Annotated in this window: 22 protein-coding genes; 11 read left to right on the forward strand and 11 right to left on the reverse strand. The window is 70.0% G+C overall.

Features of this window, described 5'->3' with window-relative positions; translation table 11 throughout:
* Positions 1-40: 40 nt before the first annotated feature.
* The 4 genes from ACP15J_RS10370 to ACP15J_RS10385 all read left to right on the forward strand — a co-directional run bounded on the left by ACP15J_RS10370 (position 41) and on the right by ACP15J_RS10385 (position 4,481).
* On the forward strand, positions 41-295 hold the full coding sequence (locus ACP15J_RS10370) for a hypothetical protein (RefSeq protein ID WP_424936913.1): 255 nt from the start codon (positions 41-43) through the stop codon (positions 293-295).
* A 110-nt stretch (positions 296-405) separates the two neighbouring features.
* Positions 406-2,100, forward strand: coding sequence for an RCC1 domain-containing protein (locus ACP15J_RS10375; RefSeq protein WP_424936914.1), 1,695 nt, complete (start codon positions 406-408; stop codon positions 2,098-2,100).
* Positions 2,101-2,349: 249 nt separating this feature from the next.
* A complete protein-coding gene (locus ACP15J_RS10380; protein ID WP_424936915.1) occupies positions 2,350-3,330 on the forward strand; it encodes a PLP-dependent cysteine synthase family protein in 981 nt (326 codons plus the stop codon).
* Positions 3,330-4,481, forward strand: a complete 1,152-nt coding sequence (locus ACP15J_RS10385; protein ID WP_424980931.1) for a cystathionine gamma-synthase — start codon at positions 3,330-3,332, stop codon at positions 4,479-4,481. The genes ACP15J_RS10380 and ACP15J_RS10385 overlap by 1 nt, the downstream gene beginning before the upstream one ends.
* A gap of 37 nt (positions 4,482-4,518) precedes the next feature.
* Here ACP15J_RS10385 and ACP15J_RS10390 read toward each other — a convergent pair whose 3' ends face one another.
* Positions 4,519-4,965 (reverse strand): hypothetical protein, encoded by a 447-nt coding sequence (locus ACP15J_RS10390; RefSeq protein WP_424936917.1) that lies wholly within the window; start codon positions 4,963-4,965, stop codon positions 4,519-4,521.
* Between the two features lie 168 nt (positions 4,966-5,133).
* Here ACP15J_RS10390 and ACP15J_RS10395 point away from each other — a divergent pair, with 168 nt between their 5' ends.
* The 6 genes from ACP15J_RS10395 (at position 5,134) to ACP15J_RS10420 (ending at position 12,173) form a co-directional block, all read left to right on the forward strand.
* The gene (locus tag ACP15J_RS10395) at positions 5,134-5,712 is read left to right on the forward strand and encodes a DUF1349 domain-containing protein (protein ID WP_424936918.1); all 579 of its coding nucleotides are present in this window, start codon (positions 5,134-5,136) and stop codon (positions 5,710-5,712) included.
* Positions 5,713-5,841: 129 nt separating this feature from the next.
* Positions 5,842-7,551, forward strand: a complete 1,710-nt coding sequence (locus tag ACP15J_RS10400) for a hypothetical protein (protein WP_424936919.1) — start codon at positions 5,842-5,844, stop codon at positions 7,549-7,551.
* Between the two features lie 136 nt (positions 7,552-7,687).
* Complete coding sequence (locus ACP15J_RS10405) at positions 7,688-8,617, forward strand: helix-turn-helix domain-containing protein (RefSeq protein WP_424936920.1); 930 nt, start codon at positions 7,688-7,690, stop codon at positions 8,615-8,617.
* A 105-nt stretch (positions 8,618-8,722) separates the two neighbouring features.
* Positions 8,723-8,932, forward strand: a complete 210-nt coding sequence (locus ACP15J_RS10410; RefSeq protein WP_424936921.1) for a heavy-metal-associated domain-containing protein — start codon at positions 8,723-8,725, stop codon at positions 8,930-8,932.
* The gene (locus tag ACP15J_RS10415) at positions 8,932-9,885 is read left to right on the forward strand and encodes a hypothetical protein (protein ID WP_424936922.1); all 954 of its coding nucleotides are present in this window, start codon (positions 8,932-8,934) and stop codon (positions 9,883-9,885) included. The genes ACP15J_RS10410 and ACP15J_RS10415 overlap by 1 nt, the downstream gene beginning before the upstream one ends.
* 35 nt (positions 9,886-9,920) lie before the next feature.
* A complete protein-coding gene (locus tag ACP15J_RS10420) occupies positions 9,921-12,173 on the forward strand; it encodes a heavy metal translocating P-type ATPase (RefSeq protein ID WP_424936923.1) in 2,253 nt (750 codons plus the stop codon).
* Positions 12,174-12,297: 124 nt separating this feature from the next.
* Here ACP15J_RS10420 and ACP15J_RS10425 read toward each other — a convergent pair whose 3' ends face one another.
* Positions 12,298-13,374, reverse strand: a complete 1,077-nt coding sequence (locus tag ACP15J_RS10425; protein WP_424936924.1) for an esterase/lipase family protein — start codon at positions 13,372-13,374, stop codon at positions 12,298-12,300.
* Between the two features lie 209 nt (positions 13,375-13,583).
* On the opposite strand from ACP15J_RS10425, the gene ACP15J_RS10430 reads away from it, so the two are divergent.
* Positions 13,584-14,489 (forward strand): VOC family protein, encoded by a 906-nt coding sequence (locus ACP15J_RS10430; RefSeq protein ID WP_424936925.1) that lies wholly within the window; start codon positions 13,584-13,586, stop codon positions 14,487-14,489.
* 110 nt (positions 14,490-14,599) lie between these two features.
* Here ACP15J_RS10430 and ACP15J_RS10435 read toward each other — a convergent pair whose 3' ends face one another.
* From ACP15J_RS10435 to ACP15J_RS10475, 9 genes are all read right to left on the reverse strand, one after another.
* The gene (locus ACP15J_RS10435; protein ID WP_424936926.1) at positions 14,600-15,133 is read right to left on the reverse strand and encodes an OsmC family protein; all 534 of its coding nucleotides are present in this window, start codon (positions 15,131-15,133) and stop codon (positions 14,600-14,602) included.
* Positions 15,130-16,017 (reverse strand): ROK family protein, encoded by an 888-nt coding sequence (locus ACP15J_RS10440; RefSeq protein ID WP_424937085.1) that lies wholly within the window; start codon positions 16,015-16,017, stop codon positions 15,130-15,132. Before ACP15J_RS10440 ends, ACP15J_RS10435 begins: the two co-directional genes overlap by 4 nt.
* A 37-nt stretch (positions 16,018-16,054) precedes the next feature.
* On the reverse strand, positions 16,055-17,560 hold the full coding sequence (gene argH / locus ACP15J_RS10445) for an argininosuccinate lyase (protein ID WP_424936927.1): 1,506 nt from the start codon (positions 17,558-17,560) through the stop codon (positions 16,055-16,057).
* 46 nt (positions 17,561-17,606) lie between these two features.
* Entirely contained in the window at positions 17,607-19,349 is a 1,743-nt protein-coding gene (locus ACP15J_RS10450) for an ABC transporter permease (protein WP_424980932.1), read from the reverse strand.
* On the reverse strand, positions 19,349-20,434 hold the full coding sequence (locus ACP15J_RS10455) for an ABC transporter ATP-binding protein (RefSeq protein ID WP_424936929.1): 1,086 nt from the start codon (positions 20,432-20,434) through the stop codon (positions 19,349-19,351). Before ACP15J_RS10455 ends, ACP15J_RS10450 begins: the two co-directional genes overlap by 1 nt.
* Positions 20,435-20,442: 8 nt before the next feature.
* On the reverse strand, positions 20,443-21,543 hold the full coding sequence (locus tag ACP15J_RS10460) for an extracellular solute-binding protein (RefSeq protein WP_424936930.1): 1,101 nt from the start codon (positions 21,541-21,543) through the stop codon (positions 20,443-20,445).
* Positions 21,544-21,621: 78 nt separating this feature from the next.
* Entirely contained in the window at positions 21,622-22,737 is a 1,116-nt protein-coding gene (locus ACP15J_RS10465; protein WP_424936931.1) for an ROK family transcriptional regulator, read from the reverse strand.
* Positions 22,737-23,630 carry an N-acetyl-1-D-myo-inositol-2-amino-2-deoxy-alpha-D-glucopyranoside deacetylase gene (gene mshB, locus ACP15J_RS10470; protein WP_424936932.1) on the reverse strand — a complete coding sequence of 298 codons (894 nt, stop codon included), beginning with the start codon at positions 23,628-23,630 and terminating at the stop codon, positions 22,737-22,739. Before mshB ends, ACP15J_RS10465 begins: the two co-directional genes overlap by 1 nt.
* Before the next feature lie 122 nt (positions 23,631-23,752).
* Positions 23,753-24,724, reverse strand: a complete 972-nt coding sequence (locus ACP15J_RS10475; RefSeq protein WP_424936933.1) for an acetylxylan esterase — start codon at positions 24,722-24,724, stop codon at positions 23,753-23,755.
* Between the last annotated feature and the right edge of the window lie 14 nt (positions 24,725-24,738).

Raw genomic sequence — 24,738 nt, forward strand, 5'->3', positions numbered from 1 at the left:
TATGGCAGGCGCATCCCGAGCGGAGAGGGACGAAGGAGCCGTGCTCTCTGCCCGGGGTGCCGTCTCTCAAGAGGTCTCCCGCGAGGTGCAGGAGAGCCTGACGAACGACCAGGGAGAACGCGAACGACGTCATGCGTGCCCCCGCCATCTCGGCGCCATCTCGGCCCCTCTCGGCGTGCCCGAGAGGGGCATCGACCTCTCCGAGCCCGCCGCGGTGGTCTCGGACGCGGCGCGCTGGTCGGGGCAGGTCGTACCTGGGTACGAGACGAACGTCAGACCAGAGTACGAGGTGTGACATCCAGAATCTGATATTTTAGATATCAGAACTGGACCCGAACCCGATCGGGGTCCTCGAACATCTCCCCGTCTGAGCGTGTGCTCGACCCGACGTTAGGCATTGCAGCAGTGAGTGATACGAACTTGACCCCGGCCGTCTCCGAGGCTTCGCGGAGCCAGGGATCGGCGGAGATCTCCCGTCGCACGATCGTGAAGGGAGCGGCATGGAGCGTCCCCATGATCGCGGTCGCGGTCTCCGTTCCCCATGCGGCGGCATCGGGCATCCTGGCCATCACCCTCACGAACCTGAACACTCTCGTCGAGAGCGGCACCGCTCTTGCCCAGCCCATCCGCGCACACGTCGCCGACGCATCCGGGGACGTCGTGGCCGCCAGCATCTCCTATGCCTTCACCAGCACTGACGGAGGCACCGTCGTCGTCGGAGGGGAGACCCAACCCGGTGGGACCAGTCCGGTCACCGGGACCACCGGCGCCGACGGCGTCCACGACCTCACCGGCATCGTCACCGGCAAGGCCGGAGCAGTCACCGTCGTCGCCACCGCCACGACAGCAGACGGCCGCAGCGCCACGTCCAACCCCATCACCATCACCATCAGCGGTCCCGAAGCAGGCTCCCTTTATGCATGGGGTCGGGACGGCGACGGCCAGATCATCCAAGGCTTCAACGGCCCTGACTCACACGTCCTCCTCACGTGGAAGAACAAGGACCGGACGACTTACACCGGGAAGGCGGTCCAACTCGTCTCCGCGTGGTCATCATTCACAATCCTGAAGTCCGATGGAAGCGTATGGTCTGCGGGAGACGGAAATGAAGGTCAGCTCGGCAACGGGCAGAAGCCTCGTCCGATCCAGCCCTGGCCCGAGCCCGCACGTCTGGAAGACGGATCGCCTCTGGTCGGCGTGGATCGTATCTTCGGTGTCGGGGGTCAGGACTGCACGACCATCGCTTTCAAGGACGGCATGGTCTATGGCACAGGAGAGCATCATGCCGGCGGAGAGAAATACGATATGTTCGCGATTGGGAACAACGGCGTCGACTACTACTACTCCTATGTCCCCATTGGAACGGCGCTCCCCGGCGGCGGGCTGGATATCAAGGACGTCTCGATCTCTGGGTTCAACATAAATTTCTTCCTCATGCAGGACGGAAGGATTTACGCGGCTGGATTGAACGCGTTCCGTAAAGGCGGATGGGGGTCGACGAACACGGGCGATAAGTCGACGAACACCACGGGCTACAAGACGGTGAAGACGGCGGACGGCAACGACCTCATCGCCACGATGCTCGCGACGAACGAGCGGCACTCTGTCTTCGTGGGCGCCGACGGCGCCATCTATGGTTCTGGTCTCAATGAGTCCGGAGCTCTTCCCGGTCTGACGATCGGGAGGCAGTACGAGTGGGCGACTCCGCTGGAGGCGCTTCCCGAGGGCACGCCGGTGAAGATCTGGAGCGGATACAACCGCACGTTCGTGAAGTCGAGCAATGGAAAGGTCTATGCTGCCGGTGGCAATAACCCGCAGCCTCTCGGGACGGGCTCGACCAATAGCGTCAACAACTCTTGGGCGGCGGTAAAAATCGACGACGAGATCATTGACGTCTCCTCGTCGAACTACTATTGGAGCGGATTCCTCACCGCGACAGGAAAGGTCTACTTCGCCGGAAACGGGGGCGAAGGACAAGCCGGAAACGGCCAAACCGGCACGTACGCCACCCCGACTCTCGTCCCGCTTCCCGCAGGAATGACGCGGGCAACGCTCATGGCGACAACACACGAGGGAGCCTTCTCGGCTGCATACGTCTGACCTGCTCTGACACGTCATCGAGCACCGGCCAGGGGGCGAGACCGTCCCCCTGGCCGGTGGCGTGCGCGGCCTGGAGCATTCCGTGGCATGAGTCGAAATGTTACGGTCGTCATCCGGCGGCGCCGTCCCGCGTCGGCTACGGTGGGCCTGTGCCTCTGACCTGTCGTTGTTGTCGCTGAGCGCTTCCGCGCTCCTTCGACGACCACACGACAGCCCGCGTCCCGGCGCGACCATCCTCAGGACACTCCCGTGCGTTATGCCAGCCACGTGGCCGATCTCGTCGGCCGCACACCTCTCGTCCGTCTCGCGGCGGTGACCGGGTCCCTCCGTGCCACGGTGCTCGCGAAGGTCGAGTACTTCAATCCCGGCGGCTCGGCGAAGGACCGCATCGCCCGCACGATCGTCGACGCCGCCGAGCGCGAGGGGAGGCTCCGTCCTGGCGGCACGATCGTCGAGGCGACGAGCGGCAACACCGGCGTGGGCCTTGCCCTCGTCGCCCTCCAGCGCGGCTACCGGATGGTGTTCGTCGTGCCGGACAAGTTCGACGGCGCCAAGGTCGCGGCCCTGCGCGCGTACGGGGCCGAGGTCGTGATCACGCCGACGGCGGTCCCGCCCGAGCATCCGGAGTCGTACTACAGCGTCGCCGCGCGTCTGTCCCGCGAGATCGCCGGCGCGTTCAACCCCAACCAGTTCGCCAACGCCGAGGGCCCGCGTGCGCACTACGAGACGACGGGCCCCGAGATCTGGCAGGACACCGACGGCAGGGTGACGCACTTCGTCGCCGGGATCGGCACGGGCGGCACGATCAGCGGCACCGGCCGGTTCCTCAAGGACGCGAGCGAGGGCAGGGTGCGAGTGATCGGCGCCGACCCGGTGGGCTCCATCTACTCCGGCGGTCCGGTCCACGGCTATCTGCTGGAGGGCGTCGGCGAGGACTTCCTCCCCGCGACCTTCGACCCCGGCGTCGTCGACGCGTACGAGACGGTGAGCGACGCCGAGGCCTTCGCCATGACCCGGCGGCTCGCCCAGGAGGAGGGTCTGTTCGTCGGCGGGTCGAGCGGGATGGCCGTGGTCGCGGCCCTGCGGCAGGCGGAGCAGCTGGGGGAGGACGACGTGCTGGTCGTCCTGCTCCCCGACCACGGGCGGGGATACCTCGACAAGGTGTACGACGACGAATGGATGACCGGACACGGATTCGCCGTGCCGGCACGACCGGAAGGGGGCCGATGATGGGCATCGAGAGCGAGAAGGTCGCCACTGCGGCGATCCACGCGGGGCAGGAGGCCGAAAGCCTCACCGGTGCGGTGATCCCGCCCCTGCACCTGTCCACCACCTACCTGCAGGACGGGATCGGCGGGCTTCGGCAGGGCTACGAGTACGGTCGCAGCGGCAATCCCACGCGCGACGCGCTGCAGACCCAGCTCGCGGCGCTGGAAGGCGGGCGGCACGCCTTCTCGTTCGCCTCGGGGCTCGCCGCGGAGGACACGCTCCTGCGCGCGCTGCTCGCCCCCGGCGACCACGTGCTGCTGGGGAACGACGTCTACGGCGGGACCTTCCGCCTCATCTCGCGCGTGCTCGGGGCCTGGGGCGTGACCGTCGAGGTCGTGGACATGAGCGACCTCGATGCCGTGCGCGCGGCCGTGGCCGCCCGGCCCCCGCGAGTGCTCTGGGTGGAGACGCCGTCCAACCCGCTCCTGCGCATCTCCGACATCGCGGGCCTGGCCGCGCTCGGCCATGGCGCCGGGGCCGTCGTCGTCGTGGACAACACCTTCGCCACCCCGGCGCTGCAGCGTCCGCTGGCGCTCGGCGCCGACATCGTCGTCCACTCGACCACCAAGTACCTGGGCGGGCACTCGGACGTCGTCGGCGGCGCGGTGGTCCTGGCCGACGACGCGCTGGCGGAGCGGATCGGCTTCCTGCAGTTCGCGGTCGGAGCGATCTCGGGGCCGTTCGACGCGTGGCTCACCACGCGCGGGATCAAGACCTTGCCGGTGCGGATGCGCCAGCACGACGAGAACGCCCGCGCGGTCGCGGAGTTCCTGTCCGGCCACCCGGCGGTCGCGCGGGTCTACTACCCCGGCCTTCCCGATCACCCCGGCCACGACCTCGCCGCCCGCCAGATGAGCGGGTTCGGCGGGATCGTGTCGGTCGCGCTCGCCTCCGGTGAGGCCGCACGGCGGTTCGCGGAGTCGACCAGGGTCTTCCAGCTCGCCGAGTCGCTGGGCGGCGTGGAGTCGCTCGTGAACTATCCCGACGCGATGACCCACGCCTCGGTCCGCGGCACGGCGGCGGCGGTGCCGGTCGAGGTCGTCCGCCTGTCGGTCGGTCTGGAGGACGCCGACGACCTCCTCGCCGACCTCTCACGTGCCCTGGAGGCCTGAGAGGAGACCGAGGCGTCGAGCCGGAGGGCTCTCGTCGTCAGAGCTCCTCTTCTCGGAGAAGGTCGAGGAGCGCCTCGTCCATCGCATCGCGCAGGTCGGGATCCTCGTCGGCGCCGACGAGGATCTGAGGCACGACGGGCGGCACGATCCAGAGGTCGGTTCGCTTCATCGCCTCCGCCCGGTGCGCCTCGGCCTCCGCGACGGCACCGGCGTGCGCCGAGCGATCCAGAGCGTCGAGCGCCCGAAGGTAGGCGACGAAGTCGAGGGGGGCGCGCTCTGCGATCACTTCGGAGCCCAGCTCGGGATCCTCAAGGCGTTCGGCGGCGACCCGGAGCTGGGCCCGGAACGAGGTGACTCCCGTTGGGTCTGCGGCGTCGATGAGGTCGAACGGATCGGGGAGGACGGCGAAGCGGGGGTGCGCGAAGGCGAAGTCGCTGATGAGGTGCTCTTTCCCGTCGCGTGGGAGCCGGAGATCACGATGCATGCCGGTCGTCGCTCAGGGCATCGGGAGGCGGTGCGCGGGCGAGCGGTGCGGCAGGCTGCGACCGTGCGGACGTTGGTCATCGCAAGCTCCTGGTCATGCGGGCAGGCTCACACGTTCCCGCGGGCGAGGCAAGGCCCGGCGGCGGCTGTGCGCGGATAACATCGGACCGTGTCCGTGATCCCCTGGTCCGCCGGACGGTGGACTCATCCGCCCGTGGCCGCCGTCGAGCGCGAGGGCGATCTGCACGTCACCGCGGCGGAGGGAAGCGACGCCTGGCGTCTCACGTCGTACGGGTTCGTCCACGAGAGCGAGCACGCGCTCGTGGCCTCGTTCGCCGACCGCACGGCGATCGAGGTGGAGTTCACCGCTGCGTTCTCGGCGCAGTTTGATCAGGCGGGCGTCTTCGTCCGGGTCTCCGCGGAGCGCTGGGTGAAGGCCGGGGTGGAGTTCGCCGACGGCCGCCCGCAGGTCGGTGCGGTCGTCACCGACGGGATGTCGGACTGGTCGCTCGCTCCCGTCCCGGACTGGGCCGGTCGGCGGATCCTGGTGCGGGTGAGCCGGGACAGGGACGCCGTGACCGTCCGCGCCGGTGTGGACGGTGAGCCGCTGAGGCTCGTGCGGGTCGTCCCGTTCGCTCCTGAGCTCGACGCAGAGGCCGGGCCCTTCGTCTGCGCGCCGACGCGCGCCGGGCTCGAGGTGCCGCTGCACGTCTGGCGCACGACGGCGTCCGACACGGCGCTGCACTGACTCCGACGGCACGACATCTCTGCCGGGGCCGCGCGACACCTTGCCCGGATGGGCGGCGGACGGTCGCGCCTCCCGCTGCGGGTGCCGGACGATCGTCATCGACATTGTCGAAGACGAAGGGAATCCGACATGGGGGAAAGCAGCTCGCGTGAGCTGAGGGCGGAAGAGGCGCAGGGCGGCATGCAGCGCCGCACGCTGATCAAGGGGGCGGCCTGGTCTGTTCCCGTGGTGGCTGCCGCCGTGGCGCTGCCGGGAGCATCGGCATCGACCTCGGGACTGATCCTGCCGGCGTGCGTCTCCGGGATGTACGGCGGCGGCTGGACGATTCCGACGAGGATCAATCCGGCCACCGGATATGCGCCCACGGCTGTCGCGACGCGGGTCACCGCAGCGCGGGTGCCGGTGAAGATCGTCCCCGCGGTGTCGAGGCAGGTGTCGCTGACGATCACGGGTGCCGGGTACTCGTTCCTGACCGTTCCGAACGGAGCCGGCTTCAGCCCCGCGGCCGCGACGGCCATCACGGTGACGACCGACGCATCGGGCAACGCCGAGGTGTTCGTGGCGATCCCGCCGTATGGGAAGGGCGCCCTCTCCGCGAACATCGTCGCCACGGCGCAGGGTCTCAACAGCGCATCGACGGTGGTGCGGCCCTATCCGGGATACGTGTACACCATCGGCGGGCACACTCCCGAGGGGCAGACGGCCAACGGCCTCGTGACCAGCGCGCCGATGTACCCGACTCCGTGGCCCGTGCAGGAGCAGTCGACGGTGTACGCGAGCCTGAGCTCGGTCATGGCCATCACGGCGTCGGGCAGGGTCTACACGTCGGGGTACAACCCCTATGGCGAGGTCGCCACCGGCGATCAGGCCAATCGACTGACGGCGGCGGAGGCGCTGAAAGACGACGGGTCGACGTTCACGAACGCGGTTCGCGGCATCATCGGCAAGCACGGCTCGGAAGAGGGCGTGTTCATGATCGAAGACGCGAACGGCGACTGGTGGGCAGCGGGGGAGAACTACCAGAACTACCTGCAGATCCCCGGCGCGAGCACCGCGTACACCGTCAACACGCGGTTCACGAGGGTCGGCGGCGCCCTCCCCGGCACGCCGGTGTGGGCCTCGTACCCCCGCAACAGCCAGATGATGCTGTGGACGCTCGCGGACGGCACGGTCTGGGCGGCCGGCGCGCCGGTCACCGCCTACGGAACGGGCCTGGGCATCGGCACGCCCGCCGGTCCTGGGCTGCGGCAGGTCAAGGACAGGAGCGGTGCTCCCGTCACCGGCGTCAAGAAGGCCGTGCAGAGCAACGACACCGCGATCCTGCTCCTGAAGGACGACGGCACGCTCTGGTACTCCACCCAGACCACGCCGCTCGGCTCACGCCCGATCGACTACACCGATCTGGGCTACCTCCAGCAGATCGCGCCCCCTCCTGGCGGCAGCGTCGAGGACGTCTGGCAGCACCAGCCGTACGACCAGCCCGCGGGATTCCTCGCGAAGATGTCCGACGGCACCGTGTGGGCGTTCGGCGGCAACGAGGAGGGCGCCTGGGGCAACGGCTCGGTGGCCGACACCCGTGAGTGGGTGCGGGCCCAGGTCGACAACGTGATCGACGGCGGCTCCGGCGCGGACAGCCTCCTGCTCCTCGACGCGAACGGCGAGGCATGGTACTCCGGGTTCAACGAGGAGAACGCGTCGGGAATGGACACGCAGACCGCCGGCGTCCCGATCCCGACGCCGGTGAAGATCACCAGCCTCCCGCCCGCGGTGACCTCCGTCGCCGTCACCTGGTGGGACGCGACGATCGCCTCCATCGCCTCCCCGGGCCCGGCCTGCTGAGAAGAGAGCTCCAGGCCTCGCCTGCAGAGAGGGGGTGGGGGTCTAGACTCCCACCCCCTCTTCTGTCTGTGATGGAAGAGGGGATGGGGGGACTCTGCCTTCACCCCGGCGACAGGTCGAGATCGAGAGGAGCGGCTTGATCGACATCCGGGCGATGACGTCGTCGAGCGGACCGCACGTCGAGAGCCGGAACGTCACTCTTCGCTCGGAGGCCGCGGCCCTGTTCCTCCAGCAGAGAGGGTGGTCGCTGGCCTGGCCCGATGCCCGGATCGCTGGGGACACGATGCCAGACGCATCGAACAGGGAGCCGCAGATCGCGATATCCCGCTACTGGCACACGCCGTTGAGGGCCCAGCTTCCGGCCGTGAGCGACGCGGCCTCGTCGTCCGAGCCGGTGCTGGGCGTCTCCCTGTTCGTCATGGGAGCGGCGACGATCAGGGTCGGTGAGTCGTCGGTGGCCTGTGCGACGGGGGAAGGGGTCGTCCTGAACCCCAGCCATCGCATCGAGTATTCGACGTCGGTCGCGACCGCGAGCATCACGCTCTCCCTTCGCTCCCGACTCCTGAGCGAGGCGCTGGGCCCGCTCGAAGCGCCCCGTCGTTTCTCCTCGGACAGCCCTGCCGGGCAGTCGCTGATCTCCGTGGTCAACTCGATCTTCGAGTACCCGCATGCGCAGGGAGAGCCGGAGTTCCAGGCCGTCAAGCGGGCTCTCGTCTATCTGACCATCGCCACCACACGCCGGAGCCTGCAGGAGGAGGGTCGTTGCAGTCTGGTGGAGCGGGCGCGCATGCTCATGGCGAGCGAGGTCGAGGACCCCGACTTCACCGTGGCCAGGCTGGCGCAGATGGCGGGGGTCTCGAGCACCGTCCTGAACGGCGCGTTCCAGGCGGTCGGGAGCACGCCCTCGCGGGAGATCCGGGCGACTCGCGTCCGCCGAGCCAGGATGCTCCTGGAGGAGGACAGGAGCCTGACGCAGGAGGTCCTCGCGCGACGTGCCGGGTTCGGCTCTGTCCGGTCGTTGCAACGGGCGCTCGCGAGGGACGTCGGGTCGTCGGACCGACGCTGACCGGCGCTCGCCGGTCTGGGCAGGTTGCGGGAATACCCTCGGGGGGTATCATGGTTGATACCTGATGCGATACCCACTCAGGGTATCCGGGAGGAAGGACTGCTCATGACCACGACCGAGTACCAGGTGACCGGGATGACCTGCGGGCACTGCGAGATGTCGGTGCGCCGCGAGGTCGGCCAGATCGCCGGCGTCGAGGACATCCAGGTGAGCGCGGCGACCGGCCGTCTCGTCGTCAGCGCCAATGCCGAGATCGACGACGCCGCGGTCCTCGCGGCCGTCGACGAGGCCGGCTACTCGGCGGCCCGCGCCTGATGAACGCCGCGGGACGACTCGGCCTCTACGCCGCGGGCCTCGCAGCGGCGTTCGCCGCGGCCTTCGGCGCCGCGGCCGCGATCGTCCCGCCCGGCGCGGCGACGATGCAACACGGAGAGCAGGGAGAAGAGATGGACCACAAGAGCATGGCAGGGGCGGACACCGGATCGCACGGGTCCGGCGAGACGCCTTCGCACGGCGCGGCGGAGGGGCACGGCGCGAGCGCGGCGGCAGGGGTCTCCCTCGCCGCCGGAGGCTTCGTGCTCGACCGCGTCGACGCACCGGCGGCGACGGGCGAACGGGGGATCCTCTCCTTCCGGATCCTCGACGCGGCGGGATCTCCCGTCACCGCGTTCGAGGAGTCGCACGACAAGCAGCTGCACCTCATCGTGGTCCGCGCCGACGGATCGGGGTTCCGACACGTCCACCCGACCCTCGACACGGCGAGCGGCGTCTGGAGCGTGCCGTGGACCTGGGAGGCCGCGGGGACGTATCGGCTCTACGCCGACATCGCCCCCGTGGGCGGCGCCCCTGTCACCCTCTCGCGCACCGTCGACGTCGCCGGCGCCTACACGCCGGTGCCGGCGGCTCCGCGGGCCACCGCCACGGTCGACGGGTACGAGGTCTCCGTCGGCGGCGACCTCGTCGCGGGCGGCTCCTCGACGCTCACCGTCGAGGTCCGCCGTGGCGGAGAGCCGGTCACGGCGCTCGAGCCCTACCTCGGCGCCTTCGGACACCTCGTCGCGCTGCGAGAGGGCGACCTCGCCTACCTGCATGTGCACGCGGAGGGCGGCGACCCCGCGCCGGGCGAGACCTCGGGGCCGACGATCGCCTTCGCCGCTCATGCGCCCACGGCCGGACGATACCTCCTGTACCTCGACTTCCAGGTCGACGGCGTCGTGCGCACCGCGTCGTTCGTGCTGGACGCCTCCTCCGCGCCCACCGCCCACTGAGCCACGGCTCGCCCTCTCGAAAGGAGAAGGCAGACATGAACGCGTCCGCCTCCGCGCCCAGTGTCGAACTGGAGATCGGCGGGATGACCTGCGCCTCTTGCGCGATGAGGATCGAGAAGAAGCTCAATCGCCTCGACGGCGTGGTCGCCACCGTGAACTACGCCACCGAGAAGGCGAAGGTGCAGATCCCCGAAGGGTACGACCCCGCCCTCCTCGTCGCCGAGGTCGAGAAGACCGGCTACACCGCCGCCCTCCCCGCCCCGCCCGCGGACAAGGGCGCCGGCGCCGAGGAGGGGGAGGGCGACGACCCGGAGCTGCGCACGTTGCGCACCCGCCTCATCGGGTCTGTCGTGCTGTCGGTCCCGGTCATCGCGATGGCGATGATCCCCGCCCTGCAGTTCCCGTACTGGCAGTGGGCCTCGCTCACGCTCGCCGCGCCCGTCATCGTCTGGGCGGCGTGGCCGTTCCACCGGGCGGCGTGGATGAATCTCCGCCACGGCACCGCGACGATGGACACGCTCATCTCCATGGGCACGCTCGCCGCGTTCCTCTGGTCGCTCTACGCGCTCTTCCTCGGCACGGCGGGGACGCCGGGGATGACGCACCCGTTCTCGTTCACCCTCGCCCCCTCGGACGGGGCCTCGAACATCTATCTCGAGGTCGGCGCGGGGGTGACGATGTTCATCCTCGCCGGGCGTTACTTCGAGAAGCGCTCCAAGCGGCGCGCGGGGGCGGCCCTCCGCGCGCTCCTCGAGCTCGGGGCGAAGGACGTCTCGGTGCTGCGAGACGGCGTCGAGACGAAGATCCCGGTGGAGCGGCTGCAGTCCGGCGACGAGTTCGTCGTCCGGCCGGGGGAGAAGATCGCGACCGACGGCGTGGTGGTGTCGGGGTCGTCGGCCGTCGACGCCTCGATGCTCACCGGCGAGTCTGTCCCGGTCGAGGTGGGCCCCGGCGCCGTCGTCACCGGGGCCACGGTCAACGCCGGCGGCCGGCTCGTGATCCGCGCCACCCGGGTCGGTGCCGACACCCAGCTCGCGCAGATGGCGCGACTGGTCGAGGAGGCGCAGACGGGCAAGGCCGAGGTGCAGCGGCTCGCCGACCGGATCTCGGGCGTCTTCGTCCCGATCGTGATCGCGATCGCCGTCGTCACCCTCGGCGCCTGGCTCGGCGCCGGGTTCTCCGCCGCGGCCGCCTTCACCGCCGCGGTCGCGGTGCTCGTGATCGCCTGCCCGTGCGCGCTCGGGCTCGCCACCCCCACCGCGCTGCTGGTGGGCACCGGCCGGGGCGCGCAGATGGGGATCCTCATCAAGGGCCCGGAGGTGCTGGAGTCCACGCGCACGGTCGACACGATCGTCCTCGACAAGACCGGGACGGTGACGAGCGGGCGGATGACCCTCGTCGACGTGGCCCTCGAAGAGGGAGAGGACCGGGCCGAGCTGCTGCGCCTGGCCGGGGCGCTGGAGGACGCGTCGGAGCACCCGATCGCGCAGGCGGTGGCCGTCGCCGCGACCGCGGAGGTCGGTGCCCTCCCCGTTCCGGAGAGCTTCGAGAACATCGAGGGGCGCGGTGTCCAGGGCGTCGTCGAGGGACGAGCGGTGCTCGTCGGGCGCGAGACGCTGCTCGCGGACTGGTCGCAGCGGCTGAGCCCGGGGCTCGCCGCGGAGAAGGCAGTGGCGGAGGCCGAGGGGAAGACGGTCGTCGCGGTGGGCTGGGACGGGCGGGCGCGAGGGATCCTCGTGATCGCGGACACGGTCAAGCCGACCAGCGCCGAGGCGGTCGCCGCGCTGAGGCGTCTCGGGCTCGTCCCCGTCCTCCTCACCGGCGACAACGAGGCGGTCGCCCGGCGGATCGCCGCCGAGGTGGGGATCGACGAGGTCCACGCCGAGGTGCTGCCCCAGGACAAGGTGGACGTGGTCCGCCGGCTCCAGGGCGAGGGCAAGGTCGTCGCGATGGTCGGCGACGGGGTGAACGACGCGCCTGCGCTCGCGCAGGCCGACCTGGGCCTCGCGATGGGCACGGGAACGGACGTGGCGATCGAGGCCTCCGACATCACGCTCGTCCGCGGCGATCTGCGCAGCGCGGTGGACGCGATCCGGCTCTCCCGCAAGACCCTGGGCACGATCAAGACCAACCTGTTCTGGGCGTTCGCGTACAACGTCGCGGCCATCCCGATCGCGGCGCTCGGGCTGCTGAACCCCATGCTCGCGGGCGCGGCGATGGCCCTGTCCAGCGTGTTCGTGGTGGGCAACAGCCTGCGTCTCCGCGCCTTCCGCAGCGTCGCCGGCTGACACGGGAGGGGATCGCGCCGGACCAAAGACGCACCGGGCAGTCCCAAGATATGGGACTGCCCGGTGCGTCTTCGGAAGGCCACGGTCCCGGCAGGACCCCGCGAGACCTTCCCGGATTCTCACGTCATTCGTCGATCGACCTTCCGGTGTTGTTCTGGACGCTCGCGGCGCAGCTGGTCAACTTCTTATCGAAGGTGACGGCGGACCACTTCGTCGCCTTCGACGTCACGGGGTCGACGGCGCGGAGAAGATGCGTCCCCGTGGAGAGGCCGGTCATCGTTCCCGTGGCTGCGGGGATGCGAACGGGGGTGCCGGTCAGGTCCTTCCCGTTGACGATCTCGACCTCGGTCGTCGGCGTCGATGCGGGGAGCTTCCACGACACGGTTCCCCTATCGCCGATCAGGGCGCATTTGGCCCCGCTCAGAGTGATGACGCCGGAAGGCATGGCCGGCTCGCTGCGGAGGAAGGCGAGGATGTCGTCCAGAACTTGCTTCTTGGCGACGATGCCGTTGTGGTTCGCCGCGGTCCCGCCGTACACGGCCGCGTTGTGAGCGACGAAGAGGTTCCTGGCGCCGGGAAGGTAGGCGGCCGCGCCGGAGACCATCTCGTCCTGCCCGACGCCGTAGGCCATCGTGCTCTCAGGCTCGTAGGAGAGGGCTGTCGTGGTGTTGAGCTTGTTCAGGAAGGGCGAGCCGGCCTTCATGTCCCTCATGGCCGAGGTGCACCACAGGCTCGTGCAGAGCATCGCCGGCGAGGCGCCGTTGTTCGGGGTGCCCAGGGTGACCAGCTTGCCGAGGTGGAGGCTCTCCCCGTGCGTGGTGAGCATCTGCCGGATCACGAGTCCGCCCATGGAGTGGCCGACGAGGTTGACCTCTGTCTCGGTGAGCTTGTTGTCGACGAGGTATTGCCAGAGTCGCTCTGCGCTGGTGGTGATGGGGTCGTTCGAGGTGTCGTGGTAGTTGTACGAGTAGACCGGCCCGCCGTATTGCTGCTCGCTGAGGTAGTCCGCGATCGGCTCCATGTTGTCGGGGCTGCCCATCCAACCGTGGACGAGGACGACCGCCCCGTCCGGCTTCTTCGACGTCGCTGACGCCGTCGTCGGGAGGGCGACGAGGGCGAGGGCCACCAGGGTCGACAGCGCGATCATCAGTGTCCGCGACCTGCGTCGCGCACGGAGGGGGGTGAGGACAGGAAGTGTCATTCTGCTGTGCACCAATCGTTGTTGCAGGGTCAGGGGGCACGGCGAACTTCGCCCCACGGCATCTTGCATATTACATATTACAGAATGACATACTTTATTCTACATACTACACTTGGACCGCGTTCAACAAGTCAGGACAGATCCTGCGCCTGCCCTTGTGCGCAGGCGATGCACGGTTCAGGCTGGGGGCACGAGCGAGGAGGCCGGTCATGACGGCGCAGAGGATCATCCCCAACATCTGGTGCACGAGGAACGCAGAGGAGGCCGGGGCCTTCTACGCCTCGCTCTTCGGCGGGGAGTCACGCGTCTCCGGGCGCTATCCCGAGGAGGGGCTGCCCGACTTCCAGAAGGAGTTCGCCGGGGCGGCGGTGACTGTCGACGTCGACGTCGACGGCTACCGGATCTCCCTGATCAACGCGGGCGGGGAGTTCCGCCCGAACCCGACCGTCTCGTTCGTCGTGAACGTGGATCCGCTGCGTTTCGACGGGGACGAGGCCGCGGCACGTGCCTGGATGAACGACGCCTGGGCACGTCTCTCCGAGGGCGGCACGGCGATGATGCCGCTCACGGCATATTCGCACAGCCCGTACTACGGGTGGATCGAGGACCGCTTCGGCGTGAGCTGGCAGCTCATGCTGACCGACCCGACCGGAGACCCCAGGCCCTTCCTCATCCCGCAGCTCATGTTCGTCGGTCCTGTGCAGGGGAAGGCCAGGGAGGCGATCGACTATTACACTGGCCTGTTCGAGGATTCCGCTCCGGGAATGTTCGTCGGCTACCCCTCGGCGCAGGGGCCGGCGAAGGCGGGCGAGGCGATGTTCGCCGAGTTCCGTCTCGCCGGACAGTGGTTCGCGGCCATGGACTCCGGCTCGGAGATGTCGGCGCGCTTCGACGGCGGCGTCTCGCTCGAGGTGCGCTGCGACGACCAGGACGAGATCGACCGGCTGTGGGCCGCGCTGTCGACGGTCCCCGAGGCGGAGGCATGTGGCTGGTGCGCCGACCGCTTCGGCCTGAGCTGGCAGATCGTCCCGGCGAACATCGGCGAGCTCATGACCCGACCCGGCGCATACCAGCGGCTGATGGGCATGAAGAAGCTCGTGATCGCCGACTTCTGACCCTCCCTCCTCCGCGAGACCGCATCTGCGTCACGAGACGTAGTCAGCGATCCGCGGTCTCGTGACGCGGATGCAGTCTCAGCGAAGGAAGGGGGAGCGAGAACGGGCGCTCAGACCTCGACCAGGGTCACCGGGGTCGGCGTGCGCAGCGCCTGGACGACCGGGCAGGTCGCCTCGCCCTCGCGGATGAAGGCGCGCCGCTCCTCGTCGCTCAGCGTCGGCGCATCCATCTCGACGGAGATCTCGATGCCGTGCGGCGGGGCGGGACGGTCGCTCGGAACGCCGAAGAACCGGGCGTCGTTGTTGCGTGCCCGCACCACGACCTCCACCCGCTCGAGCGCGATGCCCTGCCAGGCGGCGAGGCACAGATAGGTGTGGGTGAGGCAGGTCGAGATCACGCCGAGCAGGAGCTCGGGCGAGGTCGGCCCGAGGTCCCAGCCGCCGATGTCGGGTCCGCCGTCGCCGACGAGGCGGAAGTCGCGGATCGCCAGCTTGCGCACGCCGGTCAGGTCGTCGGCCACGCAGCGTGCCTCCAGCTGCTCGTCCCAGTCCTCGGTCGCGGGGCGGCGTGCGGCGGCGTCCCGCATCGAGGCGCCCTTCTGCACGAGATGGGCGGACAGCGAGCGTTCGGCGGCGGTGGTCATCGGAGTTCTCCTTCGGGGTCTCGGGCGAGGATCAGGGCGCCGCGGAGCGAGGCATCGGCGCCGAACGCCGAGGTCACGATCTCGGGCGGATAGGGGAGAGCGGCACGGAGCCGCACGCTCAGCGGAGCGAAGAGCGCGTCGCCCGCGGCGGTCATCCCGCCGCCCACGGCGATGCGCTCGGGATCGACGGTGAGCGCGGCGGTGATCAGATGACGGGCGATCTCGTCGACCGCGTCCTGCCACAGCTGGGCCGCGGCGGCGGAGGATGACAGGGCCTCGACGACGCTCCGCGCGTCCGCCGCGGGGACGGAGGGGTCGGCGGCGGCACGACGGCCCAGTCCGCTCCCCCCGGCGTGCTCCTCCAGGGTGACCCGCGGCGCCGAGCCGACCGAGATCGGCCCGACGATCCCGTATCCGATCTCCCCGGCCGCGCCGTGCGCGCCGTGGAGCACCGTGCCGCCGAGGACGGCGGCGATCGCGATCCCGGTCCCGAGGTTCACGTACAGCCCGGTCCCGGCCGTGCGCAGCGCGCCGGCGCGGGCCTCGGCCACCGCGGCGGCCTTGACGTCGTTCTCGATCCGGAGGGTCGTGACCCCGAACTCGTCCCGCAGACGGGCGCCGAGGGCGAGGTCGGACCAGCCGACCACGTTCGGGGCGAGGTCCACGCGGTCGTCGTGCACGACCCCTGGCGTGGAGACGCCGACCGCGCCGGCCCCGCCGACCGCCTCCACCAGGCGCCTGGCCTCCGCGAATGTGCGCTCCAGCACCGCCGAGGCCTCCTCGCCGTCGCCGATCCGCAGCCGGGCGCTCTCGCCCGTGCCGTCGGGGCGTTCGGCCCGGAGCGCGACCTTGGTCCCGCCGAAGTCGATGCCGAGGACGTTCATGCTCGTCACGTCAGCCCGCTCGTCCGCACGCGCCCGCTCACTTGCGCAGCGCCGCGGTCGCGGACACGAGCTCCGCGGCGACGTCGTCGAGGTGGGTGCGCATGCCCTGGCGCCAGGCGCGGAACTCGTCGGCCGTGCCGGCACGGGCCGCGGCCATCCGGGCGACCTCGGCGGGCGCGGCGCCGCCGATCGAGGTACGCACGGCGACGAAGTTGTCGGCGTTCAGAGCACGGGCGAGGTCATCGGCCGTGAGCGGGACGTCGTGGCCGACGACCTCGACGGCGACCGCATGCACGCGCTCGGGAGAGAGCGTCCGCACATCGGTCATCCCGGCCGCGTCCGCCTCGCGGACGACGCGGGACACCACCCGGTGCGCCTGGGTGAAGGTCAGCCCGCCATCGCGCACCAGGGTGTCGGCGAGCTCGGTGGCGTTGGCGAACGAGGCCAGAGCACGCTCGCGCATCACGTCGGTGTTGACCTGGATCGTCCCGAGCACCCCGGTGAGCAGCCGCAGCACGTCGGTGAGGGTGTCCACGGCCCGCCAGGCGTAGGGCTGCAGGTCGTCCTCGGTGTCGACGATGTCGCCGAACGGGGTGTTGTGCATCATCGTCAGCACCGTCCCCGCGCTGGCCGCGGCGGCGGAGAGCAGCGAGCGGGAGTGCTCGATCGAGACGGGGTTGCGCTTCTGCGGCATGATCGACGAGATCTGCACATAGGGGGCGGCGACCCGGTACAGCCCGAACTCCGCCGTGCACCAGGTGAGGAAGTCCACGCAGCTGCGGCCGGTGTCGATGGCCATGAGCTGAAGCGCGATCGCCGCGTGCGCGATGTAGTCGGTCGCGGCGACCGCGTCGTAGGAGTTCTCCACGAGGCCGCGGAAGCCGAGGCGTCGCGCCACGTCCTCGCGGTCGATCGGGAAGCCGGTCCCGGTGAGGGCAGCGCCGCCCAGCGGCGAGTAGTCCAAGCTCTCGTAGGCCTGCTGGACACGGCGGATGTCTCGTCCGAGCACGTCCGCGATCGCGAGGAACCGGTGCCCGAGCGTGGAGGGCTGCGCGGGCTGGGTGTGCGTGTGCTCGAGCGAGAGGGTGTCGGCATGCTCCGCGCCCATGCGCACGAGCGTCTCGTACAGCTCGCCCGCGGCGTCCAGCACCCGCAGGAGCTGACGCCGCATGACCATCCGGTACAGCGTCATGCCCATGTCGTTGCGGCTGCGTGCGGTGTGCAGGCTTCCGGTGACCTCGCCGCCGATCCGCATCATCTCGTGCTCGACCGTGAAGAAGAGGTCCTCGAACTCCCCGGTGTACTCGCTCGCGGCGAGGGCGTCGAGGTCGAGGCCCTCGATCGAGGCGGCGATCGCCGCCGCGTCCGCGTCAGAGAGGATGCCGGCGCGGTGCAGCATCAGCAGGTGCGCGCGGTGGATCTGGATCATCGACGGCAGGAGCATGCGCTTGGCCTCGTCGTAGGCGGGCCGGAGGACCGCCGTGGTGTAGCTCTCGCCGGGGAAGGCGTCTCCGTCGCGGTCGACGATCTCGTCGCGGTTCATGTGCGTTCGTTCCTTTGTCGTGTGGTTTGTCGTCGGAGGGCGCGGCTCAGAGCGCCGGTGCCGCCGTCTCGCGGGATTCCATCCGCCGGGTGAGGATCAGCACGCCCAGCACCAGGAGGACCTGGATCATGCCGTAGACCGAGCCGACGCCGATGTTGCCCTGGTAGTTCTCGTTGTTGACGGCGATCGAGAGCGGGATCCATTCCGGGGTGTAGATGAGCACGCTCGCCACGAACTCGCCCACGCCGTCGACGAAGGCGAGCAGGGCGCCGGCCATGATGCCGCGGGAGAGCAGCGGCAGCACGACCTTGCGGAACGCGTACCACCAGCTCGCGCCGAGGCTGCGCGCGGCGTCCTCCAGGTTGGGGTCGAGCTGGGAGAGCGAGGCGAAGGTCGACCGGAAGATCAGCGGGTTGAAGCGCACGAAGTACGCCAGGGGCAGGATCGCGAAGGTCCCCACCAGCACCTGGCCGAACGCGAACGGCGACGGGCTCGAGAACGCCGTGATGAGGTTGATCGCCACGACCGTGCCGGGGAGGGCCCAGGGGAGCATGATCGCGATGTCGAGCGCGAGCTTGCCGCGGAAGCGCATCCGGCTCATGACATAGGCCGCCCCGGCGCCGAGGATCATCGCACCGCCGACGGCGATCACGCTCATCAGCAGCGAGTTGGTCACGGGCCGCCAGAACTCGAAGCCGCTGAACAGCCTCCCCCACCATTCCAGGGTGTACTCGCTGGGCAGCACGGTGCGCAGCCACCCGCCCTTGGCGGTGAAGGACAGCACCGCGATCATGACGATCGGGAGCACGAGGAAGACGGTGACCGGCACCGCGATCACGAACAGCACGACCTTGGCCGGCGTGCTCGTGACGGTCGAGCGCTTGCGCCCGCCGCCCTTCGACTGCGTGCGGTAGACCTTGCGCTGCTCGTACGAGCGGATGATCGCCAGGAAGACGATCGAGATGACGGCGAGCGTGGTCGAGATGATCGAGGCCAGGCGCATGTCGCCGTTGGTCTTGGCGATCACGATCTGCTGCGTCATCACGTCGGTGTACTGGAACAGCAGCGGCGCCGTGTACGACGACATCGCCGACATGAACGTGATGAGGGAGCCGGCCACGAGGGCCGGGGTGAGCATCGGGAGGACGACCCGCATCCAGATCCGCGTCCGCCTGGCGCCCATCGAGGCCGCGGCCTCCTCGAGCGAGGCGTCGGCGTTGGCCAGCGCCGCCGAGACGGTGAGGAAGAAGTACGGGTACATCGTCATGGCGTGCACGATGAGGACGCCGCCGAGTCCCTGCAGCCAGAACATCTTCTGGTCGAGGCCGAACCACTCCTCCATCGCGAAGGGGATCCGGCCGCCCACGCCGAAGAGCAGCTTGAACGACCACACGCCCATGAGCGGCGGCAGGGCGATCGGGAGCAGGGCGAGGATCTGGCAGATCCGCCGGCCGGGGAACTCCCAGCGGGTGAGGAGGATCGCCACTCCCGTGCCGAGGACGCCGGCGCAAAGGACCGAGAGCAGCGACACGACGATCGATCCGCCGATCGCGGAGGTCTGGGTGGGGCTGGCGAAGAACTCCGCCCAGGCCTTGAAGGAGAACCCGAGGACCTGCGCCTTGTCCTGCGAGACGCTGCGGCGGGCGGTCGCGATCATCGGCCCGATCACGTAGCCGAGGATGACGATCAGCAGCAGCGCCAGGGTGAGGGCCGTCGACCAGCGGCGGCGGATCCAGGAGGGGCGGCGTGCGGGGCCGGTCACCCGCTGCGCGTTCGTGAGCGTGACCATCATCGCTCCGCCGGCACGCAGTACGCGGACTCTTCGGGGAGCACCACGCGGAGGCTGTCGCCGCGCTCGGGGCGGGCGTGTGCTCCGGTGAGGTCGACCTTGATCCGGCCCAAGGGGGTGTCCAGCTCGCAGGAGAGCGAATAGCCGATGAAGTCCACGTCAGCGACCGTGCCGGTCACCGTGTTCTCGGTGTCGGCGGGGCCCGCCGGACGCACGGACTCGGCGCGCACCGTGGCGATCACCGCGCCGCCGGTCTCGAACGAGACCCCCGGCGCCGCGTTGGCCGTGCGCACGACGAGGGAGCCGCCGTCGGCGAGGGTGAGTGTGGCCCGCTCGCCCTCGACACCGCGCACGGTCGCGTCGAGAAGGTTGTTACGGCCGAGGAAACCGGCGACGAAGGCGGTCAGCGGACGGCTGTACACCTCGTCGGGCGTCCCCACCTGGTGCACGATCGCGGTGTTCATGACCGCGATCCGGGTGGACATCGCCAGCGCCTCGGCCTGGTCGTGCGTGACGTAGACCGAGGTGATCCCGGTCTCCGCGTGCAGGTCGCGCAGCGCACCGCGCATCTCCTGGCGGAGCTTGGCGTCGAGGTTCGACATCGGCTCGTCCAGGAGCAGGAGCTGGGGGCGGAAGACGAGCGCCCGGGCGAGCGCGACACGCTGCTGCTGCCCGCCCGAGAGCTCGTCGACCCTGGCGTTCGCCTGCGCGGCGAGTCCGACCTGCCTCAGGACGTCGGAGATCCGACGATCGGCCTCGGCCCTCTGCACCTTGCGCACGTCCAGACCGAATCCGACGTTGCGCGCGACCGACATGTGCGGGAACAGCGCGTAGTTCTGGAAGACCAGCCCCACGTCGCGCTTGTTCGCCGGCGCATAGGTCACGTTCCGGTCGTCGAAGTGGATCGTGCCCTCATCCGGCTCCTCGAAGCCGGCGATCATCCGCAGGGTCGTCGACTTGCCGCAGCCCGACGGGCCGAGCAGGGTGAAGAACTCGCCGTCGGCGATCGTCAGGTCGATGCCGTCGACGACCGTCCCCGAGCGCGAGAACGACTTGCGGAGCTTGTGCAGAGTGACCGAGACCATCGTTCAGATCAGCCCTTGCCCTTGATGTTGTCGGCCCAGTGCTTCATCCACTCGTCCTGGTGCTGGGCGAAGACCGACCAGTCGATCGTCATCTCGTTGAGGGTGAAGTCCTTCATCCATTCCGGCTGGTCCGCCTTGGGGATCTCCATCGCGGGGATCTGGTAGTAGTCGGCGGCGAGCTTGGCCTGCATCCCCGGCTCCATGAGGAAGTCCATGAACGCCTGGGCCGCGGCCTCCTGCTTGCCGTTCTTGATCACGCCGACGCCGTCGACGAGCACGGGCGCACCGGACTTCGGCATGATGTAGTCCCACGGCCGCTTGTTCTTGAGCGGCTGGATGAGCGCGTCCTGCATGTTCCACACGGTCACCTGGCCGGTGCCCTGGTCGAGCTGGGTGTACATGTCATCCGGGGTGGCGGCGTAGGAGACCGTGTTCGCGTCGATCCTCTTCAGCAGGTCGTAGCCCGCGTCGGGGGCGCCGTTCTTCGCGAACGCGTCGTAGACCATGGAGGCGTAGATCGTGCGCATCGTGCCGGAGGGCATGACGTCGCGGATGACGATCTTGTCCTTCCACTCGGGCTTGCCGAGGTCGGCCCAGTCCTGCGGCGCGGTCTCCTTGGTGAGCAGGTCGGAGTTGTAGATGATCACCTCGGGCAGCAGCATCTCGGCGATCCACTGGCCGTTGGGGTCCTTGTACTTGTCCGGGACCTGGTCGCCGTTCTTCGGGGTATACGCGGCGAGGAGGCCTTCCTTGGCCGCCTGCTCGAACTGCTGCTGGGTGCCGCCCCAGAGGAAGCCGCCCTGGGGGTTGCCCGCCTCGGCGCGGATGCGGTCCAGGTTGTCCTGGGCGCCGGCGATGACCGTGGTCACCTTGCCTGCGTACTCGGGGTTCTTCTTTTGGAACTCGGCAACGACCCAGGCGACCTCGTCCTTGTCGCGTCCGGTGTAGATCGTCAGGCCGTCGCTGGGGGCGGCGCTGGAGCCGGAGCCGGCGTCGGGGGACGACGACGCCGTGGGGGCGACGTCGCCCGCGCATCCGGCGAGCAGCAGCGCGGACGCCGCGGCGAAGGCGGTGCCTGCGAGCAGGCGGGTGGTTCGGTTCTTGGCCATCATGTCTTCCTCGTCATATGGCGCGGCGGGGGTGCCGCGATCGGGGGGTCGGTTCGGGTCCTGCGAGGGTCTCTGCGCTCATAGACCTCCCGCGAGGAGCTGCTGCCAGCAGCGGTTGAGCGCGGAGTCGAGGACGGCGTCCGGCTGGGACCGGGCCGCGCGGACCTCGGGCGGGAACGGGACCGCGTCGGGAAGGCCGGCGAGGATCTCCTCGCGCTCCTGGACGCGGAAGGCGCGCGCATGCCCGCCGAGCAGCACGACATGCGGATCGAGGAGCGCCGCGATCACGGCGAGGACGTGGGAGAACGCGGCCAGCACGTCGCGGCGCACCGCCTGTGCCACGGGGTCGCCGGAGTCGGCGAGCGAGAGGAGGAGCGGGATCACGGGGCCGCCGGTGGGATGGCCGCCGGCGGCGAGGCGTTCGGCGATCGCGGCGATCGAGGTCGTGTCCTCGAAGTCGGCTCGGCCGGCGGGGCCGACAGGGACGAGTCCGATCTCGCCCGCCGCGCCGTGATCGCCCTCGATGAGTCGTCCTCCCGCCACGACGCCGGCGCCGATCCCTCGGGTGCCGAGATAGAGGTAGACGGCATTGCGCCGCGCCCTGTCATCGAGCATGCGTCGCTCGGCCGCCATCATCAGGTTGACGTCGTTGTCGATCGTGACGACCACGCCGAAGCGCTCGCGCAAGAGGGCACGGAGCGGCACGCGATCGGTCCAGCCGAGGTCGGGAGCGGCGCTCACGTCGCCGGTCGTCGCATCGACGACGCCGGGGACGGCGACGCCGATGCTCAGCAGCCGCGGCGTGCGCGCGGCGAGCTCGGCGATCGTGTCGACGATCTCCTGCGGGTCCAGCGGTGAGGAGACCGCGGTGCGCACCTCGCCGATCGCGTTGCCGTGCAGGTCGACGCTGCGGGCGATCACGCTGTCGGTCGTGCAGGAGACGGCGAGCAGCGCCCCGTGATGCCGGGCGACCTCGAGCCGCACGGGCGGGCGCCCGATGGCCTGGGTCTGGGCGCCGACCTCCCGCACCACGCCGTCGTCGATGAGGCTGCGGACGATGCGTGTGATGAGCGAGGGGCTCACGCCGAACTGCTCCACGAGGTCCGAGCGGCTCTTGCGCTCCTCGTGCAGGGCGCCGACGACCCGCGCACGCTGGGTGCGGCGGTCGGCGACGGCGAGCGTCGGGCGCGTCATCAGGACCCCTGGGCGAAGGGCGGGAGGAGGTCGCTCTCGTAGGCGTCGCCCGTGCGGCGCCCGCCCTTGACCCGGATGAACCACTCGCGATCCTGGATCCGCATGCCGCGGCCCGAGGCGAGCACCCAGTACGGTCCCTTCACCGTGAGCTGGGTGCGGTGACAGTCCAGCGCGGCCGTCTTCGCGGGCAGGAAGGCGGACACGTCGTACTCGACGTCGATCTCGTCGTCCTCGTGCACGCCGTCGGGATACTCGGCAGGGTCGGGGTCGACCCACAGCCCGAGCTCCTCCGCCCTGGTGGCGAGCTCGGTCAGCTCGCCGACGATCCGCTCCCGCGGGACGGCGGTCCAGTACACGAAAGGGACGTCCCAGACCGGGGCGTCGAGCGCCGCGCTCTCGTCGGCGGCCAGCTCGACTCCCCGCATGGCCACGCGATGGGTCTGGATGTGGTCGGGGTGGCCGTAGCCGCCGTTCGGGTCGTAGGTGACGACCGCCTGCGGGCGGGTCTCCCGGATGATCGCGGCCATGAGCAGGCCCGCCTCGTCGAGGTCGGCCTGCCAGAACGCGTCGGAGCGGTCGTTGGCGGGGATGCCCATGCGGCCGGAGTCGCGGAAGCGGCCAGGCCCGCCGAGGTAGCGGTGGTCGGCGACGCCGAGGGCGGTCATCGCGGCGGCGAGCTCGCGCGCCCGCTCGGGGCCGAGCGCGTCGTCCTGGTCGACGTGGAGGTGCTGCAGCGAGGGGACGGCGATCTTGCCCTGCTCGCCCTGGGTGGACGTCACCACGGTCACGCGGTGTCCCTCGCCGAGGAGGCGCGCGATCGTGCCGCCGGTCGAGCAGCTCTCGTCGTCGGGGTGCGCGTGCGCGAAGAGGACGTGTGCGGGGGATTCTGCCATGCCGATCTCCTCTGATCGTCGGCCCTCGGAGACTCGTCATCGGCCCGGGGCGAGTTTGATTCTGGCAGAAAGAATCAAACTCGGACAGCGCGGAAAATAAGTCCCGCGGGGTGGAGGATCGCTCAGCGGGCGAGCTGCTCGGCGAGGAACGCGGCCTGACGCTCCCACTGCACGCCGAGACCGCCCTCGTGCTCGTTGAACGCATACTCAACGATCTCGGACCGCCCGCCCCAGTGGTTCCGCGCCGCGTAGACGGTGGAGGGAGGGCAGACCGGGTCCATGAGGGCGACGGAGAAGAGCGCGGGGGCGGTGGCACGACGGGCGAAGGCGACGCCGTCGAAGTACGACAGGGTCTGGAACACCCGCGGCGCGGCGTCGCGATGCACGGCGAGGTAGCGGACGATCTCCTGGTACGGATCGCGGTCGGTGAGGCCCACGGCACGGGTGAAGTGGCTGAGGAAGGGCACGTCGGGCATCACGGCGGCCAGGCCCGTGGAGAGCCCGGCGGCGGCGATCGAGATGCCGCCGCCCTGGCTCGCCCCGGTCACGGCGACGCGGTGCGCGTCCACCCGCTCGAGAGAGCGGATCGCGTCGATCGCGAGCACAGCGTCGGTGTACACGCGGCGGTAGTAGTAGTCCGCCGGGTCGTCGATGCCGCGGGTCATGAACCCGGGGACGGCGGGGCCGGAGCCGTGCGGGTCCGGGGTGCCGCCGCCCGTCCCCCACATACTGCCCTGGCCGCGGGTGTCCATGACGAGATGTGCGTAGCCGGACGCCGACCAGCCCAGGCGTTCGTGCGGAAGGCCGCGTCCGCCGCCGTATCCGATGTACTCCACGACGGCCGGTAGGGGCTCCTCGCCGTCGGTCGGGAGGAGCAGCCACCCGCCGACCGGGTCGCCGGCATACCCGCTGAACGTCACGTCGTACACCTCGACCGCTTGGAGCGGCGAGTCGACCCGGCGCAGCCGTGGGGATGCGGCCGCCTCCCTCGAGGCGGCGAGCGTCCGCTCCCAGAAGTCGTCGAAGTCGGCCGGCTCGGCAACGGCCGGGCGGTAGGAGCGGAGCTCCTCGGGCGGGAGGTCGAAACGGGGCATGTCGGGGATCCTCG

This window comes from Microbacterium sp. S308A+ (assembly GCF_049800815.1).
GTDB lineage: Bacteria > Actinomycetota > Actinomycetes > Actinomycetales > Microbacteriaceae > Microbacterium.

Excerpts from the sequence above, each read along its gene's own strand:
- ACP15J_RS10435 (WP_424936926.1), bottom strand. The coding sequence starts at position 15,133 with ATGACCACCGCCGCCGAACGCTCGCTGTCCGCCCATCTCGTGCAGAAG.
- ACP15J_RS10420 (WP_424936923.1), top strand. The coding sequence starts at position 9,921 with ATGAACGCGTCCGCCTCCGCGCCCAGTGTCGAACTGGAGATCGGCGGG.
- ACP15J_RS10390 (WP_424936917.1), bottom strand. The coding sequence starts at position 4,965 with ATGCATCGTGATCTCCGGCTCCCACGCGACGGGAAAGAGCACCTCATC.
- ACP15J_RS10430 (WP_424936925.1), top strand. The coding sequence starts at position 13,584 with ATGACGGCGCAGAGGATCATCCCCAACATCTGGTGCACGAGGAACGCA.
- ACP15J_RS10455 (WP_424936929.1), bottom strand. The coding sequence starts at position 20,434 with ATGGTCTCGGTCACTCTGCACAAGCTCCGCAAGTCGTTCTCGCGCTCG.
- ACP15J_RS10460 (WP_424936930.1), bottom strand. The coding sequence starts at position 21,543 with ATGGCCAAGAACCGAACCACCCGCCTGCTCGCAGGCACCGCCTTCGCC.
- ACP15J_RS10400 (WP_424936919.1), top strand. The coding sequence starts at position 5,842 with ATGGGGGAAAGCAGCTCGCGTGAGCTGAGGGCGGAAGAGGCGCAGGGC.
- ACP15J_RS10475 (WP_424936933.1), bottom strand. The coding sequence starts at position 24,724 with ATGCCCCGTTTCGACCTCCCGCCCGAGGAGCTCCGCTCCTACCGCCCG.
- ACP15J_RS10415 (WP_424936922.1), top strand. The coding sequence starts at position 8,932 with ATGAACGCCGCGGGACGACTCGGCCTCTACGCCGCGGGCCTCGCAGCG.
- ACP15J_RS10465 (WP_424936931.1), bottom strand. The coding sequence starts at position 22,737 with ATGACGCGCCCGACGCTCGCCGTCGCCGACCGCCGCACCCAGCGTGCG.
- mshB (WP_424936932.1), bottom strand. The coding sequence starts at position 23,630 with ATGGCAGAATCCCCCGCACACGTCCTCTTCGCGCACGCGCACCCCGAC.
- ACP15J_RS10410 (WP_424936921.1), top strand. The coding sequence starts at position 8,723 with ATGACCACGACCGAGTACCAGGTGACCGGGATGACCTGCGGGCACTGC.
- ACP15J_RS10425 (WP_424936924.1), bottom strand. The coding sequence starts at position 13,374 with ATGACACTTCCTGTCCTCACCCCCCTCCGTGCGCGACGCAGGTCGCGG.
- ACP15J_RS10440 (WP_424937085.1), bottom strand. The coding sequence starts at position 16,017 with ATGAACGTCCTCGGCATCGACTTCGGCGGGACCAAGGTCGCGCTCCGG.
- argH (WP_424936927.1), bottom strand. The coding sequence starts at position 17,560 with ATGAACCGCGACGAGATCGTCGACCGCGACGGAGACGCCTTCCCCGGC.
- ACP15J_RS10450 (WP_424980932.1), bottom strand. The coding sequence starts at position 19,349 with ATGGTCACGCTCACGAACGCGCAGCGGGTGACCGGCCCCGCACGCCGC.
- ACP15J_RS10385 (WP_424980931.1), top strand. The coding sequence starts at position 3,330 with ATGGGCATCGAGAGCGAGAAGGTCGCCACTGCGGCGATCCACGCGGGG.